This is a genomic window from uncultured Eubacterium sp. (assembly GCF_934525195.1).
Lineage (GTDB): Bacteria > Bacillota > Clostridia > Oscillospirales > Acutalibacteraceae > Eubacterium_R.
Genome location: NZ_CAKSZA010000001.1, coordinates 117844 through 137913, shown reverse-complemented (window position 1 = coordinate 137913; position 20070 = coordinate 117844). Strand labels below are relative to the sequence as shown.

General features: G+C 39.7%; 14 protein-coding genes and 1 tRNA gene. 6 read left to right on the top strand and 9 right to left on the bottom strand.

Annotation, left to right across the window (positions count from 1 at the left end; genetic code table 11):
• Positions 1-20: 20 nt before the first annotated feature.
• The 5 genes from Q0E03_RS00645 to Q0E03_RS00625 form a co-directional block, all read right to left on the bottom strand.
• Entirely contained in the window at positions 21-1355 is a 1335-nt protein-coding gene (locus Q0E03_RS00645; protein WP_297128164.1) for an MATE family efflux transporter, read from the bottom strand.
• Positions 1356-1479: 124 nt separating this feature from the next.
• The gene (locus tag Q0E03_RS00640; RefSeq protein WP_297128162.1) at positions 1480-2655 is read right to left on the bottom strand and encodes a glycosyltransferase 87 family protein; all 1176 of its coding nucleotides are present in this window, start codon (positions 2653-2655) and stop codon (positions 1480-1482) included.
• 49 nt (positions 2656-2704) lie between these two features.
• A complete protein-coding gene (locus Q0E03_RS00635; protein WP_297128865.1) occupies positions 2705-4036 on the bottom strand; it encodes an MATE family efflux transporter in 1332 nt (443 codons plus the stop codon).
• 150 nt (positions 4037-4186) lie between these two features.
• Complete coding sequence (locus tag Q0E03_RS00630; RefSeq protein WP_297128159.1) at positions 4187-6121, bottom strand: DUF5054 domain-containing protein; 1935 nt, start codon at positions 6119-6121, stop codon at positions 4187-4189.
• Positions 6122-6252: 131 nt separating this feature from the next.
• The gene (locus Q0E03_RS00625) at positions 6253-7566 is read right to left on the bottom strand and encodes a metallophosphoesterase (protein WP_297128156.1); all 1314 of its coding nucleotides are present in this window, start codon (positions 7564-7566) and stop codon (positions 6253-6255) included.
• A 131-nt stretch (positions 7567-7697) separates the two neighbouring features.
• Between Q0E03_RS00625 and Q0E03_RS00620 the strand changes: the two genes are divergently transcribed.
• Complete coding sequence (locus Q0E03_RS00620) at positions 7698-7823, top strand: hypothetical protein (RefSeq protein WP_297128153.1); 126 nt, start codon at positions 7698-7700, stop codon at positions 7821-7823.
• A gap of 152 nt (positions 7824-7975) precedes the next feature.
• Here Q0E03_RS00620 and Q0E03_RS00615 read toward each other — a convergent pair.
• The 3 genes from Q0E03_RS00615 to Q0E03_RS00605 all read right to left on the bottom strand — a co-directional run bounded on the left by Q0E03_RS00615 (position 7976) and on the right by Q0E03_RS00605 (position 9674).
• A tRNA-Leu gene (locus Q0E03_RS00615) sits at positions 7976-8061 on the bottom strand.
• A 26-nt stretch (positions 8062-8087) separates the two neighbouring features.
• The gene (locus Q0E03_RS00610) at positions 8088-8354 is read right to left on the bottom strand and encodes a PqqD family protein (RefSeq protein WP_297128151.1); all 267 of its coding nucleotides are present in this window, start codon (positions 8352-8354) and stop codon (positions 8088-8090) included.
• A gap of 9 nt (positions 8355-8363) precedes the next feature.
• Complete coding sequence (locus Q0E03_RS00605; protein WP_294834749.1) at positions 8364-9674, bottom strand: Gfo/Idh/MocA family protein; 1311 nt, start codon at positions 9672-9674, stop codon at positions 8364-8366.
• A 158-nt stretch (positions 9675-9832) separates the two neighbouring features.
• Here Q0E03_RS00605 and Q0E03_RS00600 point away from each other — a divergent pair, with 158 nt between their 5' ends.
• From Q0E03_RS00600 to Q0E03_RS00580, 5 genes are all read left to right on the top strand, one after another.
• The gene (locus Q0E03_RS00600; RefSeq protein ID WP_297128148.1) at positions 9833-11560 is read left to right on the top strand and encodes an ABC transporter ATP-binding protein; all 1728 of its coding nucleotides are present in this window, start codon (positions 9833-9835) and stop codon (positions 11558-11560) included.
• Positions 11561-11609: 49 nt separating this feature from the next.
• Entirely contained in the window at positions 11610-13304 is a 1695-nt protein-coding gene (locus Q0E03_RS00595) for an ABC transporter ATP-binding protein (RefSeq protein WP_297128863.1), read from the top strand.
• Between the two features lie 18 nt (positions 13305-13322).
• On the top strand, positions 13323-14756 hold the full coding sequence (locus Q0E03_RS00590) for a glycoside hydrolase family 18 protein (RefSeq protein ID WP_297128144.1): 1434 nt from the start codon (positions 13323-13325) through the stop codon (positions 14754-14756).
• A gap of 241 nt (positions 14757-14997) precedes the next feature.
• On the top strand, positions 14998-17643 hold the full coding sequence (locus Q0E03_RS00585; RefSeq protein WP_297128142.1) for a S8 family serine peptidase: 2646 nt from the start codon (positions 14998-15000) through the stop codon (positions 17641-17643).
• A gap of 1 nt (position 17644) precedes the next feature.
• The gene (locus tag Q0E03_RS00580; RefSeq protein ID WP_297128139.1) at positions 17645-18055 is read left to right on the top strand and encodes a hypothetical protein; all 411 of its coding nucleotides are present in this window, start codon (positions 17645-17647) and stop codon (positions 18053-18055) included.
• Positions 18056-18115: 60 nt separating this feature from the next.
• Here Q0E03_RS00580 and Q0E03_RS00575 read toward each other — a convergent pair whose 3' ends face one another.
• Positions 18116-20068: an NAD(+) synthase gene (locus Q0E03_RS00575; RefSeq protein WP_297128137.1), complete on the bottom strand. Its 1953-nt coding sequence runs from the start codon at positions 20066-20068 to the stop codon at positions 18116-18118.
• Positions 20069-20070 lie beyond the last annotated feature (2 nt).

Genomic DNA, 20070 nt, shown 5'->3' with positions numbered 1-20070 from the left:
GCAACCCGAAAGGTTTTTTGTTATTTCAGTTTTACAGATTTTTTGTATACGATTATGGAAATTATTGCGGTCAGCGCTTCTGTTATCCAAAAAGCGTTCCACACTCCGACTGCACCGACAGCTTTGCTTAATATAAATGCACACGGCACAATGATAATGAGGTATCTGCAAAGAGAGATTATAAGCGATTGCACACCTTTGTTTAATGCTTCAAGTGCACCACAACAGGTAACAGATACAGCCGATACAACAAAGCCACCGCTAATGATTCGCAACGCAGTTGCACCGACTTTGACGGTTTCTGAATTGCTTGTGAACAAAGAAATTATGTTGCCCGGAATTGTTAGGCAAAGCACTGTTCCCACCGCCATAATAACAGCAATCATAATGAGAACATAGTTGAAAATCTTGCGAACTCTCTTGTATTCCTTTGCACCGTAGTTGTATGCAAGAATCGGTCGCATACCCTGAACAATGCCGTTTGCGGTCAAATAAAGAAATGTTTGCAGTTTGTAATACACACCGAGAACAAGCACATAAACCTGTGAAAATACCGCAAGAATTGCGTTGAGTGACGAAATCAAAAGTGACGGCAACGCAAGGTTGAGAATTGCGGGAATACCGATTGAATAAAGTGCCTTGATTGTTTTTGCCGTGAGTTTGAGATATGATTTGTCAATTTTAACGCTTGTCGGCTTCTTTAAATAATAAATTAAGTAGATTAAAAAGGTGACGAACTGACCTATTCCCGTTGCAATTGCAGCACCTTTAATACCGAATTTCGGCACAAAACCAAATCCGAAAATAAAAACAGGGTCAAGCAAAATGTTTGTGACGCAACCGACTCCGAGTCCAATCATCGTTATTTTCATATTTCCGAATGATTGAAAAAGCTTTTCAAAGTACAGATTCAGGCTGTTTATTATTGTAAACAAAAATACGATTTGACAGTATTCAATGCCTAATTTTATGATGCTTTCACTTGATGTAAACGCTTTCAAAAACGGTTGGATAATTGCAATTCCGCCGATTGTCAGCACAACACCGTGGATGAGCGAAAGTATAAATCCTTGGTTTGCTATATCGTTTGCATTCTTTATGTCCTTTGCACCGAGGTAAAAGGCAATTAGTGCGTTTATTCCGACTCCAAAACCGATAACAACCGCATTGATGAAGTTCTGAACAGGGAAGATGAGCGATAGCGCTGTCATTGCGTCTTCACTGATTTTTGCAACAAAGTAGCTGTCAACAATGTTGTAAAGCGAGTTCACACACATTGAAATTACCATCGGCAACGACATTGATATTATCAGCGGAAAAACCGCTTTTTCTTTCATAAAAGTTTCGCTTTTCATATATTCTCCTTTCGTTTGGGCATAAAATAAGCCACACGACATCTCAGTCGTGTGGCGAAAAGGTGATATAAATCATCAGGAAAAATCCACTACATAGTTTTCGTGAAGATATTATATCATAAATTTATTGATTGTCAATTACTTTTTTTGCTTTGTTGTTTTTAAGAGAGAAAACTTCGTCAACAATAACAATCGCAAAAATAAGCATTGCAATTACAAATATTTTTTGTGACGAAAATTCAAATGTAAAACAAGAACTTGTAAATAACAATGAGAAAAGCAGAATATAAGTTAAATCGACTTTGCTTTGAATATATTCTTTTTCACTTATTAAATATAAAAAAGGAATAACGAAAAATGCGGGAGTATATGCACCGCTCCACATTGGGCACATAACCATAATGAAATTAAGCATAAAAAGTTTTTTCCAATTATCCTTGCATATAAAGACAAAAATGATTGCCGCTGTGCCAAAGACAACTATCATTGCTTTAGACAAAATTTCGCTAAATCCAAGCGAAACAAGGTTTGTATATATTCCGTTTGGACTTAATTCACCCCAAGTGGCCTGAACTTCAAGTTGATTGCTTAAAAACAAATTAAAGCCTTCAATTCCGCCTGTAAAAGCAAACGGAACCGCAAAAAATAAAATTCCGTATATAATTAATCTCCCGGCTTCCTTGTATTTTCTTTCCGCTAAATACAGCAAACCGAAAACAGCGGGGTAAATCTTTATTGCTGCGGCAATTGCAATTAATATCATTGCAAGTTCTTGCTTAAATTTACTGTCCGACTCTCTTAAATCAACGGCAAGCAGTAATAGCATAACAACTAAAAATGCTATGTTTGCACATTGAATTATTCCAAATGTAAAGCAGCTTGAAAGGGTTAGTAAAATTACCGTGAGAAGCACTTTTTTGTCGTTTTGCTTTTTTAAAAACCGTTTTATAATAAAAGCAAAAATTAAAAATCCTATAATTAAATATATAACGCACAAATTGTACATTGCGTTGTAATTGATGTCTGTTTTTGCATGCGGAGGCATCATAAGATTGAGTGCATGATAAAAAAGATATATAAGCGGCGGAAAGCATATGTGTATTGATTTTGTGTACACGGTGCTTAAATCATCCGAAAGATACAAATGAAATATAAAATCATTAAACAGCTTATGAAATCCGCCTGTGGCATTTACTGCCGAAAATGTATCGTTCCCGAATACAAATGTAAAAAATGAAATTATGACAGATATTGCCGAAATGAATATAAATATATTTATCGGATTGATTTTCTTTTTCATATTTCTCCACTCCTAAATATATTTATATTACAGTATTATCAAAATTTTGTCAATTTTGCTTATTTATGTTTTTTGGCAACCACTTGCCGAACTTGGTGTAGATAATCATCAATACCATGCCTACAAACCACGAAATAGGGTAAAGTATGAACACTCCGTCAATTGTTGAATAGAACGGCAGAGCAATTTTTATCCACAAAATCCTGAATATACACATTGAGAAAAGCAGAATAAGCATTGGCGGAATCCCTTTTCCCGCACCTCTGACTGTGCCTGCGAGTATGTTGAGAATGCCGAGCAAAAAGTAAAACGGACAAAAATATTTCATTGCAAGCTGACCGTATGTTATTACCTCATTGTCCTTTGTGAATAAGCCAAGTACGGTATGGGAGGTAAGCAAAAGCACAACGCCGATAATTACTGTGTAAATAACACCCATTATCAAAGCGTTCCACATACCTTTTTTTATTCTGTCGGGCTTCTTTGCTCCTACATTTTGACCTGTAAATGTTGTAACCGCCATGCTGATGCTGAGCACAGGCAAAATGTTGAAGCCATCAATTTTGAGATATGCCGCATATCCTGCCATAGCCGTTGCACCGTAAGAGTTGACGCTCGACTGAACCAATACATTTGAAAATGAAATAACCATATTCTGTATTGCCGTAGGCAGTCCGACTCTTATGATTTGCTTTGCCGTGTTGCCGTGGATTTTCAGTTCCTTTATGATTAATTTGTAATCGGAATTGACACGCAATAAATATCCGACTGCAAGAACGCACGATAATGCCTGACTGATGTCGGTTGCTATTGCCGCACCTTTTACACCCCACTTGAGTTCTTTTATGAACACAAGGTCAAGTATGATGTTTGTAACCGATGCAATTGCAAGATAAATAAGCGGTCGCTTTGAGTTGCCGGCGGCATTGAGTACGCCCGTAGCCATATTGTATATTATATTAAATATCAGTCCGCCGCAGTAGATTTGAAGATAAAGCACAGAATCGTCAAGAACTTCTGACGGCGTTTTCATCCAAACGAGCAAATCACGGCTGAATATAACCCCGATTACCGACATAATCATACCGAGAATAATCGCAATGCACATTGCTGTATGTACGGCAAGCTTTGTCTTTTGTTTATCTCTTGCACCGAGGCTTTGTGAAACTATAACACCGGCACCGACAGCCGCACCTTGGCTGAACGCAATAATAAGGTTGATGAGTGCCGTGTCCGAGCCTACTGCCGCAAGTCCGTTGCTTCCCACAAAGTTGCCGACGATAATTGAGTCTGCCGTGTTGTACATCTGTTGGAGCAGATTGCCGAGTATCAACGGAATGGAAAATACTATCAGCAATTTCCAAATGTTTCCCTCAGTCATCAAGAGAGTGTTTGATGAATGAATTTTGTTTTCTTTCTTTGCTTCCTGCAAAAAATCGCTTTCTTTCGTTACTTATTATTTCAACTGTATTATAGTAACCTTGTGCTTTAGTGTCAATAAGAATAATGTAATTTTAACAAAGAAGTTTGCCTAACATATCGTAAATTCAAAATATGCGTTGTCGCTGTACCAAAGAGGGAAGTTTGTCCCCCAAATATTGTCATAAAGAACATATGTCAAGCCGTCTGAAAGTTTGCCGTATTTGTTGTCAAAATGCAAAATTTTTCCTTTTCCCACAGCAACAAGAGGGGAGTGGTAATTGACAAATTTTGTACCGTCAATTTCAACATTTTCAACTGCCGATAAATTACGGTTTCCGTTTTCGACAATGTCAAACGGATTAATCCGCTCACCGATTTTTGTGTATGTGATGTTTTCTCCTTTAGGATAAAAGTGCAGCATAATGCTCTCCGGCAGACGATTTGCACTTTTGCCCTGCCAAATAACCTCAATGTCGATTTTGCTTTCGGTAAGCGTGTATTTTATTCTAAAGGTTTCGGGTGCACCTAAATCGGTGCAAAGGTACTCGTCAATTTTTAAATCCGATATTAAGATGATTGCATTTTCGGATTTGTTGACGGACAGCCTGTTAAGTGTGTAATCAAATCTGCCTTGTCTGTATTTGTTCTTGATTTTTTCAATGTTCGGTTTGCCGAAATCGGGAATTGCCCAATCAGCAACCTTTTTTAGGTTTCTGCTGTAATGCTCAAACCAATAATCATAATCTTCGCTGCCGTATGAATCATATGTAACGCAAAGCTCGTGATTGTCACGGATTATCTCTTTTCCGTTAATGGTCAAATGCTTTATTCCGCCAAAGGAATTGATCGCAACCGAGCTGTTTTTCAGCTTGTATTCTTCGTCTGCATTGCCCGGTTCGTTAAACATCGCAAACAATTCGTCACCGTGTAATTTTTTCAGCAAGTATTCCGCTTCGTTTTTGTGAGCGTTCGATAAGAGCGAAACTGCTTTTGCTATGTATTCACGCTGTTCTGCCCAGCTTTTTTCGATTTTTTTGTAATTTTCGCCGTGCCTTGCGTTTTCAAAATCGGATTTCAGGTAATTACTGTATTCGCCGAGTGCAATTTTTACATCCATGCCGCAGGTGTGCTCTGCAAGACATAAGATGTTTTCGGCAAGATTTTTGTATTCCACATCGTTACGGTTGAGGCTTCCGTCAGTCAGCCATTTGTTCTTTAGTCCGATAAGCGTGCGGAGTGCACCCGATTTGTACGGGTCTGCCGAGCTGCCGTGAATCCAAGTGTCGCCGATTTCCGATGTTATAACAGGCAGTTTGTCACGCACTTTCCATATTTTTTCTGCATAGTCATCAAGTGAGCCTGCAATAACTTCGTATTCCGGGTATTTCATCTGTATTTTTTTGATGTTTGCAAGTACTGCATCCTTCCCACCGGAACCGTGATTGTCAAGTGTGTGGTCAAAATATAAGATGTCGTCAACATATTCGCTTTTGTATGCTCCGCCGTATTCACCCGAATAAATAACAACGATTTCGCTTTTACCCTGCTTCCACAAAAAACATTCGGGTACTTTCGGCATTGCCGACGCACCGTTAACGCCGATGTGGAGCAGTTTTATTCCTTTTTCTGCAAGAAGCGGAATGAGTGCTTTTGTGTGACCCGGTACATCCGTCATTTTTGCCGATATTGTTTTCTTGCCTCGTATTTTGTCTATTGTATCAATCAGTGACAGTCCGTATTCAAGACTGTCTTTGTCGAGCAGTTCGGTATGCAAGGTAAAAGGGAGGGCGTGTGCAACAATGTCACCGCTTTTTAGTGCCTTTGTAAGTGCCGCCGCATTTTCTCTTGTGCCGTTTTTCAGTTCTTCACAAAGCAACCACGAGCCTGTTGTCCACACAAATTTTTTGTCTTTTGTATTTACACTTTCGGCTGTTTTTACGGCGTTCGGTATAAATTCGTCAAGATATTTTTTGCGTATGTTTTCCGCAAAGTCGGTAAATCCCAAATCAAGATGTGTTTTTGAAACTACAATAACCTTTTTCATATTTTCTCCCATACGGCAATCAAATACCATATAAATTCCAATGCTTTTACATTTTTTTGTCGGTACTGTAATTTATCGTACCGATTTGTGCTTCAGACATAATTATTTATCCCTTTTATAATATTATATCGTTAATAATTATTTTTGTTTATTTTCAGCACGGCGTTGTTGTCTCTTTGGTTTTCGTCACCTATCATAGAAAGAATAAATGTGTCGAGGTCAGCTAAAATCGGATTTTTATTTTTCACTTTTTTCTCTATGATGTGTGTTATCGGATGAAGTCGCTTCAGCATTTTGCTCATCGTTTCATACATCGGCGAGCCTTTTGTATACGGCTCGTCACCCATAAATATGTTGCGTACCAATTCAATGCCCACATTTTTTGCAAGCCTGTTTTCAACGCTTTTGTCAGGCTTGAAGCACAGTAATCTGCCGATTTTTTTAACCGTTAATTTGTCAACCGCTTTCATTGCCGGCTTTGGCAAAATTTCGTGCATTTTTACTTCAATCATTCTGTCAAATCGCCATTTAAAGTATTCCTGTGCGGTTCTGCCGCCTTTGTCATAGTCAAAATCGTTTATGGTGTACGATTTGATGTTAACGGTGTTTCTATCTTTAAATGTAATTTTTCTGTATGCACACGGACAACCCACAAAACACCCCGTTTGCACATCTGTTATTGTGTTGCCGTTTTCGGTTTTATATTCCGTAACGGATTGAGCGTGCATATGCCCCGTAAAAATCAGGTCAACTCCTGCGTCGGCAAGTGCCGTTGCGATTTTTTCCCAATCTGTCAAATGGGCGTCACCGACTAAATTCATAATCGGCGAAAACGGCAAAAGAGGGAAGTGCGTCATTGCAAATATGTAGTTGCCGCTGTCGTGGGCATTTTTAACTTCATTCAGTGCCCATTCAAGCTGGTTGTCAAATATTCCTTTAAAGTCTTTTAAATCTCCGTCACAGTTCAGTGCAAGCAATCTTATTCCGTGGGTAAGCTGAATAACATACGACATGGTTTCTTTGTGCTCGGATATTGCTTCGTCAAAACCGAAATCTTTGTAGAATTCTCTCAGTTCTTCTCTCGGCATACCTTTAACAGGTATCATTTTGTCGCCCTCAAATTCAAAGGAATCACCGCTGTCATAGTCGTGCCTTGCAGTGATTAAATATATTCGCTTTCCTTGTTCTTTCAGCTTGTAAAGTCGTTCTCTGAATCCCACATGGCTTTGGTATTCTCCTCTGTATATGAGGTCACCCGGTATCAAAATAACATCGGTTCCCTTGTCCTTTGCAAGTTGTGCAAACCCTGCGTCAATAATTGCCGGAGTTTCGGCAACGCATTTTTGGTCTGTTCTGCTCCGTCTTTCGTATGCCTCACCGCTTCGTTTGTACGAGCTGTCAAAGTAGTGAGTATCGGTTACAAGGTAAAAACTGAATTTATCCATTCTTTCATTCCTTTTGTTACTAATATAAAATATCATATTTTCAACTGATTTTTATTGGTATATATCATTGTATATTTACAAATGTGTGATAAATTTAAAATATCATATTTTTAATATAATTTCAATGCTTAATGGCTTTTGCAAAGAACAATCAAAATTTCAGGTTCAAGTTCGATAATAAAAGAGAGCAACAGCCTAAAGGCCATTACTCTCTTTTGGTGCAGGAGATGGGACTTTCGTCAGAGCATACTGCGTGATTAAATATCATTGCAAGCAATGATTTAACAATCACTTCGTATGTTCTTCCTCTTAGCAAAATTACATCAGCGTAATTTTGCTATAAATTGTTCATGTGGGTTCAAGTCCGACAATAAAAGAGAGCAACAGCCTATAGGCCATTACTCTCTTTTGGTGCAGGAGATGGGACTTGAACCCACATGAATTTGCATTCACCAGAACCTGAATCTGGCGCGTCTGCCATTCCGCCACTCCTGCGTATATAACCCTGCTGAGCAGGGCTTTTATTTTTCTAAAATATCATTTTTTTCAAGCTCGGCAATGAACTTGTCAATTTCAGCCATTGCATCAGCCGTGCTTATATCATACTCTTTTATAACTTCATTTGCAATACTTTCTTTGTCGGTATCTTTTTCAAGGCATTTCCAAATAAAATGACCCGTGTCATTCAATGTAATCATTCCGTTGAAATCTTTTGTGTGTTCACCGACTGTGATAGCAACAATTTTGTCGCCGATTTTTCTTGTTATAAATCCGTCTTTGATTTTCATATTTTCACCTTAAAGCTTAACTTCTTGCGGCATACCACCGTTTTCTCTGCTCTCGTCTGCAAGATAAACGCTGAGGTGACCTGCAACGCTGTCAAAAATCGATGTGCAGGCAAGGCTTGGCTTTTCGCCTCTGATGAATTTTACAAAATCTGCGGCAAGTCGTTCGTCACCGCCACCGTGACCGCCGTATGCACCGACCATATCACCGCTTACCTTAAGGTCAACTTCCTCAACATCACATTCTTCGTTGTGTGCGTCAGGTGATGGATTAATCTTTAATACTGTGAACTTGCTGTCCTCAAAGTTGCCGAAAATTTCACCCTTTGTGCCGATGATGTGAATATTTCTTCTCGGCTCGGCAGAACCGCCTACCATATTGTGCGTGCCAGTTGCACCGCTTGCAAAGTTCACAAGCACGGATTGATGGTCAACAACATTGTTGTCGCATTTGTATATACATCTTGCATACGGATTGTCCGATTTCATCAAAGCAATCTTATCCTCGATAGTAGGATTTTCCTTGCCCTCAAGAGCATCCCAAACATAAAACGCCCATCTGTCAGGGTGGTCGATGTACAAACGTTTTGTTGAATAAACGCAAGTGTCAACCAAAGGGCAGTCTTTCATACAGATTGTGCCTGCGCCTTTCGGAGCGTTTTCAGGCTTGAACTGAAACTTTCCGCCGAACGAACAAATCTGAGTCGGTTTTGTGTCTGCCATCATCCACATCATAATGTCGAGGTCGTGGCAACATTTTGCAAGGAGCATTGTTGTGTGGCACTTGTCCTTGTTTGCCCATTTGCCTCTAACATATGAGGTTGAAAGATGATGATACGAAACGTGTTCCGTTGTTTGAATATTAATAATATCGCCGATTTCGCCGTTGACTATTCTCTCCTTAATTCCGTAATAGAACGGGGTGTAGCGCAGAACGTGGCAAATCATAACTTTGGAATTGTTCTTTTTTGCGCAGTCAACAATTTGACGCATTTCGTCCTCGTTTGGCGCAAACGGCTTTTCAAGGAGCATATCATATCCTGCATTGAGAAGCGGAACAGCGGTTTCGAGGTGCTGTTCGTCCATTGTGCCGTTGATGACCGTGTCTGCGAGTTTGCCGTGCTTTGCGAGTTCTTCGGCATTTTCAAAGCACATATCCTCTGAAAATCCAAACTCATCCATAGCCTTTTTTCGCCTTATCGGGTTAGGGTCTGCAACGCCCACGATTTTGAGCAGTTCCGGGTTGGTTTTTGCAAGTTTGCTGTAAACAAACGCTCTGTGTCCTGCGCCTACGATAATTGCTGTAACAGGTTTCTGTTCCATATTAACACCTTCTCCGATAAATTTCGATTTTGATTATACCACTATTTATATACTCATTTCAATAATTTTTTTGTCTTTTTATTATATTTTTTCAATTGACATAAATAACTTTCGTTTATATAATATGTATATATTTATACGAACTTTTTGGAGGGAAAATGAAACAACTGCTGCCATTTTTGAAAAATTATAAAATACAGTCGTTTTTAGCACCGCTTTTTAAAATGCTTGAAGCGATATTTGAACTCATTGTGCCTCTTGTTGTTGCATCAATCATCAACGACGGTATCCGTGAGGGCAATTTGAAATTGGTTGTGTCCAAGGCACTTTTGCTTGTGGTTCTTGCTGTTGTGGGTATGGTTGCGGCTATTACCGCACAGTTCTTTGCGGCAAAGGCGGCTACGGGTTTTGCAACGGAGGTCAGACATTCTCTGTTTAAAAAAATACAGTCGTTCTCGTTCAATGAGATAGACAGTATCGGCACATCAACTCTCATCACTCGAATGACAAATGATGTCAATCAAGCACAAAGCACTGTTAATATGGTGCTTCGCTTGTTTTTGCGTTCACCGTTCATCGTTGTGGGTGCGTTCGTTATGGCTATGACGATTGATGCAAAAATCAGCCTTATTTTCTTGCTTGTTATTGCACTTCTCAGCATTGTGGTTGCGGTTATTATGAAATGTACCGTGCCTATGTACAAAAATGTGCAAAACACTCTTGATTCCGTAACTCTTATGACAAGGGAAAATCTCACGGGTGCAAGAGTTATCCGTGCATTCACAGAGGAAGATGACGAGTATGATAAGTTTAAGGAAAGAAACAATCTTCTTGCTCATTTTCAAAGGAGCGTTGGCAGGATTTCTGCTTTGATGAATCCGATTACCTATATAATTATCAATCTTGGTATTGTGCTTCTCATTTACAGCGGTGCATTAAAGGTTGAATCGGGAACTCTCAATCAAGGTCAGGTCGTTGCTCTTTATAATTATATGAGCCAAATTCTTGTTGAACTTGTCAAGTTTGCTTCGCTTATAGTTACCATAACAAAGGGCTTTGCTTCGGGTGGCAGAATTGCAAGCGTTCTAAATGTTGAAAACACTCTTGAACACACTGACGACATTAAATGCTATGACAACCACGCTGTTTGTTTTGATGATGTATCACTCACATATAACGGTGCAGGTGAGGAAAGCCTTACAGATATCAGCTTCTTTGCAGATAAGGGTCAAACGGTCGGAATTATCGGCTCAACAGGTAGCGGAAAATCAAGCCTTGTGCACCTTATTCCGCATTATTATGATGCCACAAAGGGCAGAGTGACCGTCAACGGCAGAGATGTCAAATCGGTTGATAAGGACGAACTTCGTTCAAATATCGGCTTTGTTATGCAAAAGGCTGTGCTGTTTGCAGGCACTGTTCGTGACAATATCAAATGGGGCAAAAAAGATGCCACGGATGAGGAAATCAACGAGGCACTCCGCATTGCTCAAGTTTATGATAATGTATACGAAAAAGACGGACTTGATACGGTTATCGAACAGAACGGTGCAAACCTTTCGGGCGGTCAAAAGCAAAGACTGTCTATTGCAAGAGCTATTGTGTCAAAACCTGAAATCATAGTGCTTGATGACAGCGCATCGGCTCTCGACTTCGCAACCGAAAAAGCACTTCGGGAAGCTATATTGTCACTTGATTACAAACCGACTTTGTTCATAGTTTCAGAACGAACCTCCTCAATTTTGTCTGCGGATAAAATTATCGTTCTTGAGGACGGACAGATTGTTGATGTCGGCACAAATGAACAACTCCTTAAATCCTGCGAGGTTTACAGAGAAATCTATTTCTCGCAGTTTAGCGAAGAGGAGGTGGCTGTCGGTGACTAATAAACAGATATTAAAGCGTGTCTTTGCTTATGTCAGTAGATACAAGGCAATGCTTGTTGCGTCAATGCTTCTTGCACTTGTCAGCGTTGCCGGCTCACTTTACATTCCGGTTCGTATCGGTAATGTAATTGACTTCATAATTGATAAGGGTCTTGTTCGGTTCGACAAGATTGTTCCTGTTCTTATTGAAATTTGTGTTGTAATCGGTGTTGTTGCACTCTCTCAATGGGTTATGAATGTGCTCAACAACAAGATAACCTTTGGCGTTGTTCGTGATATGAGGGACAAGGCTTTTGCAAAAATTGAAAAACTTCCTGTTTCTTATCTTGATTCTCATCCGAGCGGCGAAATTGTGTCGAGGGTAATTGCAGATGTTGACCAGTTTGCAGACGGTCTTTTGATGGGCTTCACTCAGTTTTTTACAGGTGTTGTCACCATTCTTGCAACGCTTGTGTTTATGCTAAAAATCAATTGGTGGATTACAATCGTTGTGGTTGTTGTCACTCCGCTTTCGTTCGTAATTGCTTCGTTCATTGCAAAGAACACTCACAAGATGTTTAAACTCCAGTCCGAAACAAGAGGCGAACAAACTTCGTTTATTGACGAAATGATTGGCAATGCAAAAACGGTTGACGCATATTCTCACGCAGAGGAAAATATGCAAAAGTTTGACGAAATCAACGACAGACTTCAGGGTTATTCTCTTAAAGCTGTGTTCTTCTCGTCAATCACCAATCCTGCAACAAGATTTGTCAATTCAATAGTGTATGCCGCCGTTGCAATGTTCGGTGCAATCCTTGCAGTCAAGACAAATCAAGAGGCAATCACGGTCGGTGTCTTGACTTGTTTCTTGTCTTATGCAAATCAGTACACAAAGCCGTTTAACGAAATCAGCGGTGTTGTCACAGAACTTCAAAACGCTTTTGCCTGCGCAGGCAGACTTTTCGAGCTTCTTGCCGAGGAGGAAGTTCCTGCCGACAGCGAAAATGCGGTTGAACTCAAATCAGTTGACGGCAAAATGCAACTCACAAATGTTAATTTCTCATATACGGAAAATAAAAAGTTGATTGAAAACTTTAATTTGTCTGTTCAGCCGGGACAGAGGGTTGCAATCGTCGGACCTACGGGTTGCGGTAAAACTACTCTCATAAATCTTTTGATGAGGTTCTATGATGTCAACAGCGGAACAATCTCCGTTGATGATACCGAATACAGCGATATAACTCGCAAATCAGTCAGACAAAACTTTGGTATGGTGCTTCAAGATACTTGGCTCAAATCAGGCACAATCAAGGATAATATCAAACTCGGTGCTCCGAATGCAACCGATGAAGAAGTTATTGAAGCTGCCAAAAAAGCACATTCTCATTCGTTTATCAAGCGACTTCCGAACGGATACGATACTGTTATCGGCGAATCGGGAGGTTCTCTCTCTCAAGGACAAAGACAGCTTTTGTGCATAACCCGTTTGATGCTTTGCAAACCGCCAATGCTTATTCTTGATGAAGCAACTTCGTCAATCGATACAAGAACGGAAATCAGAATTCAAAAGGCGTTTTCACGATTAATGCAGGGCAGAACAACCTTTATCGTTGCTCACCGCCTTGCCACAATCAGGGAAGCCGATATAATTCTTGTTATGCGTGACGGTAATATTGTTGAGCAGGGCAAACACAAAGATTTGCTTACTAAAAAAGGATTTTATTATGAACTGTATAATTCGCAGTTCCCATCGGTTAAGTGATAACCAAAAGGAGAAATTATGAAAAAATTACAAAAAACACTATCAATCTTACTTGTTGCAGTTCTTGTCTGCCTTACATTTTGCTCGTGCTCAAATACGGGCAAAAGTATAATGACGAATACCTATACAAAGTCCGCAACGAAAAGTGACGGCTTGAATCTTGCCTCATCCGCAACATATACCACGCAGGACGGTAAAACCAAAAAGAGCTTTTCTCTCAAAGGTAAGCACGAGGAAGTCATGTATATGACCGTTGATTTTGGAGATAGTGTCGATTTCAACACCGTTATCCTCGGCGAGTCGGGTAAAAAAGTTACTTTGTTTGAAATTTACGGCTCAAACGAACAGGATGCAAATTATCAGTTCCTTTATCAGAGCGATTGTATCGAGGGCGGTCACACCTGCTTTTTGGGTGATGTAAAATACAGATACCTTCGTGTTTTCGTAAATGAGTCATCGGGCAATTATAATGTAAATAATTTTGAGGCGTATTATCTTAAAAATGAAAAGGCAAAAGACCTCCGTGTAAATGCGTATTTTCTTGCCGAGGACATCAAGGAAGAGGCTGATTTTTCAAATCTTGACGCACTCACCGATGTCATCGTTTTCGGCACGGCAAAATTTGACGGACAGGGTAATATCAAATTTTATGACGGGAATTCAAACGAGGTTGACGAGCAGTATTATGCAGATAAAGTTAATCTTTTAAAATCAAAAATCGGCGACAGAAAAATCAATATTATAACTGATATAGCGATGCCTTATGGCGAGGATAATCTCGACATCAAGTCTATGATGAGTGATCAGAATGTTGACAATCTTGTTGCAAGCATTGTTGACTTTGTCAATAAATATGGCTTTGACGGCTATGATATGGATTATGAATTTCCGTATGATAAGGCGGATTGGAAGCGCTTTAACAATTTCTTGCGTAAGCTTGACAAGGCAATGCCCGACAAGATTATTTCCCTTGCAATCGCACCGTGGGATTTGAGGTTTGACGATGATGTAATCAAGGCAGTTGACAGGGTAGAGGTTATGCTCTATGATATGTTCACCGCTCACGGCTATCATTCGATTTTCTCAACAACCGTCAACGGTATTGACAAGGCAATCAAAGGCGGTTTTTCTCCCGAACAAATCGACCTTGGTTTGCCGTTCTATTCTCGACCGACCAACCGTCTTGGCTATTGGGGAAATTATAATCAGTACAGCAATAAGATTGATAAATTTACCAATCTCATTTATTTCAATGATTTTGACCACGATGGCAATCCAATGACCGCTCCGCAATATATCAATTCGGTTCAGATGATTGCCGACAAAACCGCTTTTGCCATTGATGCGGGTCTCGGCGGAGTGATGATTTGGCATTATAGCTGCGATTTGCCTTATGATAACGAACTTTCGCTTTTCAAAGCGATTACAGACACCAAGTCTGCAAAACAATAATCAATTACAAATAACAAAAAAACTGCAAGCTTCGGCTTGCAGTTTTTTATATCTTTGTATAAAGAATAACATAATATGAACATTGTGACAAATTATTATAGATAAATTTTGTGCAACTCGCCTATAAAAAAATGTTGAAATAGTCGCAACATTATGATATATTAATAGTATAATAATGTTAAAGTAATGTTAAAACATTCGATTTGCATTGATTGAAAGTTTAGATCGGAGGTGCGATTGTATGAAAAAAATAATGTCATTGTTTTTGGCTTTGCTTCTTTTTGCCGGTACATTTGCACCTATGAACTGTGTTGTTGTTTCTGCCGCATCCGATAAAGAAGCTAATCGTGCAGCCGAGGATTTGGCAGGATTGCTTACAACCGACGATGACTTTGTTGATGAGTTTTTATCCGAAAAAGTTGACAGAGTGGTGGTTAAAAACAGAATTATAATAAAAGCCAATGACAAAAATGTCGACACTTATAACAGTGTTGCCACAGCAAATTTGTATGGCTATACGGTTGTTCAGTATGATGACGTAAAATCTGCATCATCAGCCTTTTCAAAATTCGAGGCTCTCGGTTATGAACCGTCATACGATTCTGTTTTTTCTCTTGATGAGGCTTATGAGCAGGAAACAGAGGTTTCTTATAATCTCAACAGCAGCCTTCTTTCAACTTTAAAAGACAGAAGCGATGCTTTTGAATGGGCATATAAATTGTGTGATATTGATGAAGCTGTTTCATTTTATAAATATAGAGTGAACAGGGAAGTTGTTGTCGGAGTGCTTGACAGCGGTATACAATATGATATTGATTTGTTCAAAAACAGAGTTATCCGCACGCATACAGATTTTTCTTTTATGGCATCAGGCGACGAAATGGATGATAACGGACATGGCACAAAGGTTGCAAGTACAGTTGTCCTTTGCACACCCGAAAATGTTAAGGTTCAGGCTTTCAAGGTGGCATATGGTATGTCTGTAACTGATTCAAGCTTGCTTCTTGCACTTAATCACATCAAGAATATGACTAAACGTCCCGATATAATCAATATGTCGTTCAGCGGAGATAAAATGGACAGTCATATTGAAAATGAAATCAATGAACTCACCGATATGGGGGTTCTCTTTGTCAGCTCGGCAGGCAATAGCGGAGATGAGTCTTTGAGTTTTCCTTCTCAGTATGATAATGTGATTTCCGTTGCGGGAGTTGAAAAAAACAGCGTTCCGAGTGAATATTCAAATTATGGTAATTATGTTGATATTTCGGCTCCGTTTGCATTTGCTTCCTACAAGGCAACAAGAAAAGATCCAAGCCCAAAATATATTTATTCAAAAGGAACGTCGTTTTCCGCTCCGATTGTTTCTGCTGCCGCAGCCATTGTTCGCACAGAACATTCAAACTATTCTCCGTATGAAGTAAAAAAGAAATTGCTTGATTGCTGCGTTCCTTTTATGGAAAAAAATCAATGCAAAAAATACGGCAAGGGAATAGTGAATTTTTCAAATTTGATTGATTCCACAAGAAGTAAAAATATCAAACCTAATTATCAAAGCGGCGTTTATACTGACGAAATCAGTCTAAAACTTGATTGTTCAAGCACTTTGATTGATATTGTTTATACAACTGACGGAACATTGCCTACTCTAAAAAACGGTACGATTTATTCAGAGCCTATAAAAATTAATGAAAGCACTCGAATTATTGCCGCCGCTTATGAAAAAACAGGTTCTGTGTTCCACGGCAGATTTTTCTGTGGCGATTATTATATTAACGAGTCGGAATTCATTATTGACGAAAATGGTTCGCTTCTTGCGTATTTGGGCGGCAAAAAGGATGTTGTCGTTCCTGATTCAATCGATGGTACAGTTCCTGTTTCGGTTAGCGAAAATTGTTTTAGATATTGCGATATTAACAATGTGTCGTTGCCTAAAACAGTAAAGAATATCGGCGATTATGCTTTCGCCGATTGTACTGCATTTGCAAGCGGATTTTCTTCTCCGAGCATAAGAACAGTTGGCAAATATGCCTTTAAAAATTCGGGATTTAGCTATATTATACTTGAAAAATGTTTTAAAGCTGATGAAAATGCTTTTGAAAATTCGTTGGTTCAAATCGTTAAACTCGGTAAACTTGCAGAAATCAATAACGGTTTATTCAAAAACTGCACCAAACTTCAAATTGCGTATTTGCCTCGACTTGTTGATTGTGACGCAAATGTAACAAGCACTTTTGAAAATTGCAAATCACTCGAAACTTTGTTTGTCCCAAAGGCGTCTTCGCTCTATCTTGATATTCCGAGTGATGTCGATATTTATGTAAACAACAACCTTTCTCCTGAATTGGAGGCAGATGGTGAGTATAAATATAACTTTATCGCTCAGCTTCAAAGCGGATTCAGCAAACTAAGAGCGTTTTTGGAAAAATATTCTTACCGTTTCTGTTCATATAAGGATTCGGGCAATTATGCAGAAGCAAGAGGTGCTCAAATCCGAGCGACGGATTCAGGAATGAGATTTGGATTCACGTGGACAAAAATTGACGAGTTGGAAACTCTTGCAACTAATGTTGAATATGGATTTGTTCTTAATTATGGCGACACCGACACACTTTATGTTGACAATGCGCAACGCAAGGTAAAGGCGGGAAAAACTGTTTCCGATGGCAATAAAACAGCGTTTAACCTTGTTATAAATGAAGTTCCGCCAAATCAACGAGATACTGTTGTTTCGGTCAGAGCGTATGTAAATATTGACGGTTGGTATTTCTATTCGCCGATTGTAAAGCGCTCTTTCAATCAAGTGGCAACAGCCGTTCTCGGTGATGAGGAAGTTGACGATACGGTTAAACTTTCGGTCAGCGAAGTTATGGCAGAGGAGGAATAGCGTGAAAAAATTATTTTTACCGCTTGCTGTATTTCTGCTTTGTGCTTTGATGTTTGCCGCTTGCTCACACGGTGCTTCCGACATAGAAAATGATTCTCTTAACAAAAACGAAGTTGATGTTTCTGTTACGGAGCAAACTTCAAATTTTGCTTCGGACGGTGAAGTTTCAACCGCTTCGATTGAGCAAAACGGTATAACAGAAAAAAACGATTTAAATAAAACCGATGCCGATAATGATATTAACTTCTCAAATGACAGCACAACGGTTGTTCCTGATAAAAAAACAGAAGTGACGTCATCGACGGTTGAATCGTCAACGGATTTGAGCGAAACAACAGCCGACAATGGCACGAAAACAGAAAAAAATAAAGTCAACACCGATAAAGACGGCTGGGTTGACAAATGGTATTGAATATAATAATTTTCTCCTATATAAAAGGCATTGCGAGTCATTTGACCGCAATGCCTTTTTTTACATAAAATCGTCAAAACTTGCGTCACTCGGCATTCTCCAATCACCACGAGGGGAGAGCGAAACCGAGCCGACCTTTGGTCCGTCGGGAATACAATTTCTCTTGAATTGGCTGATGAAAAATCTTCTCATAAACACATCAAGCCACTTTCTGATTGTCTTTCTGTCATAAACTCCGTCAAATGCTTTTTCGGCAAGTTTTTGGAGTTTTTCTTTTGTAAATCCGAATCTCACGAAGTTGTAAAGGAAGAAGTCGTGCAATTCGTACGGACCGATGTTGTCCTCCGTCTTTTGAGCAATTTTTCCGTTTTCGTCAGGCGGCAGAAGTTCAGGCGAAACAGGTGTGTCGAGTACATCAAGCAAGATATTTTTTGTCTTTTCGTCACTTTGGCTTGCAACATATTCAACAAGGTATCTCACAAGTGTTTTTGGCACAGAAGCATTCACTCCGTACATGCTCATATGGTCGCCGTTGTATGTGCACCAACCCATTGCAAGTTCAGACAAATCACCCGTGCCCACAAGCAAGCAACCCATCTTGTTTGCCATATCAAAAAGAATTTGCGTTCTTTCTCTTGCCTGTGTGTTTTCGTATGTAATGTCGTGCACATCCTCGCTGTGCTCAATATCCTTTAAGTGCTGAATACAAGCATCTTTTATGCTGATTTCCTTGATAGTCACGCCGAGTGACTTCATCAATTCAATGGCGTTGTTGTAGGTTCTGTCGGTTGTGCCGAAGCCAGGCATTGTGATGCCGATGATGTCTGTCATAGGCTTACCGAGCATTTTCATACTCTCAACCGCAACAAGAAGTGCAAGTGTGCTGTCAAGTCCACCGCTTATTCCGATTACACAGCCTTTTGAGTTGATGTGTTCAAGCCTTCTTGCAAGTCCGCTTGCCTGAATAGCAAAGATTTCTTCGCATCTTTCACGCACTTCATCTTTGTTGCTCGGAACAAATGGGTGAGGGTCAATATATCTGAACTTCATATCGTTGTCCGGATTTAATTTGATTTCAGGCTCGTCATCTTCGTCATCATCATTGTCAAAGCAAAAATCACAAGTCATATCCATACATTCAAATTCGTTAATTGATTTGTTGCCAAAACTTGTGTCCTTAAGTCGAAGATTGTTGAGCTTTTCGCAGTCGATGTCTGCAATGGTGATTACATTTTCACGGCTGAAACGCTTGCCCTCGGCAAGAATTGCTCCGTTTTCCGCAATGATTGTTGCTCCGCCAAAAACAAGGTCTGCCGTGCTTTCGTATATGCTTGCACCGGCATAAATATATCCGCAGATACATTTTGCAGACTGCGTTTCAATCAATTTCTTTCTGTATTGTGCCTTTGAAACATATTCGTCACTTGCAGAAAGATTAACTATGATGTTTGCACCCGCAACAGCAAGTTCGTTTGACGGCGGATTTGTAACCCACAAATCTTCGCACAATTCAACTCCGATAGTAACTCCGTCATCAAGTTGTATGAGCTTGGATGTGGAAATATCAAAGCCGAGTTCTTCTCCGTTAACCCATTCGCTGAAGCCCTCTTCCATAGGCTCTGCAAACCATCTTTTTTCGTAGAATTCGTTGTAGTTTGGCAGATGTTTTTTTGGCACAGCCATCAAGATTTCACCTTTATAAATTACAAATGCGCAGTTGTAAAGTGAGTTCTTTATAGCCCACGGAGCACCCACAACCACAACAATGTTTCTGTCCTTTGTGTATTCAACAATGTCGTAAAGTGCTTCGTTTGATGCTTTGAGGAGTGATTTTGTAAAGAACAAATCTCCGCAGGAATATCCTGTTATTGAAAGTTCGGGAGTTACAAGAAGTCGCACACCTTGTTTCTCTGCATCGTAAATTGCTTTTTTGATTTCAACTTTGTTGTAGCTTGGGTTTGCCACTTTCAATTTGAGGCTTGCCGAAGCTACTCTAAACATTCCGTAATTCATTT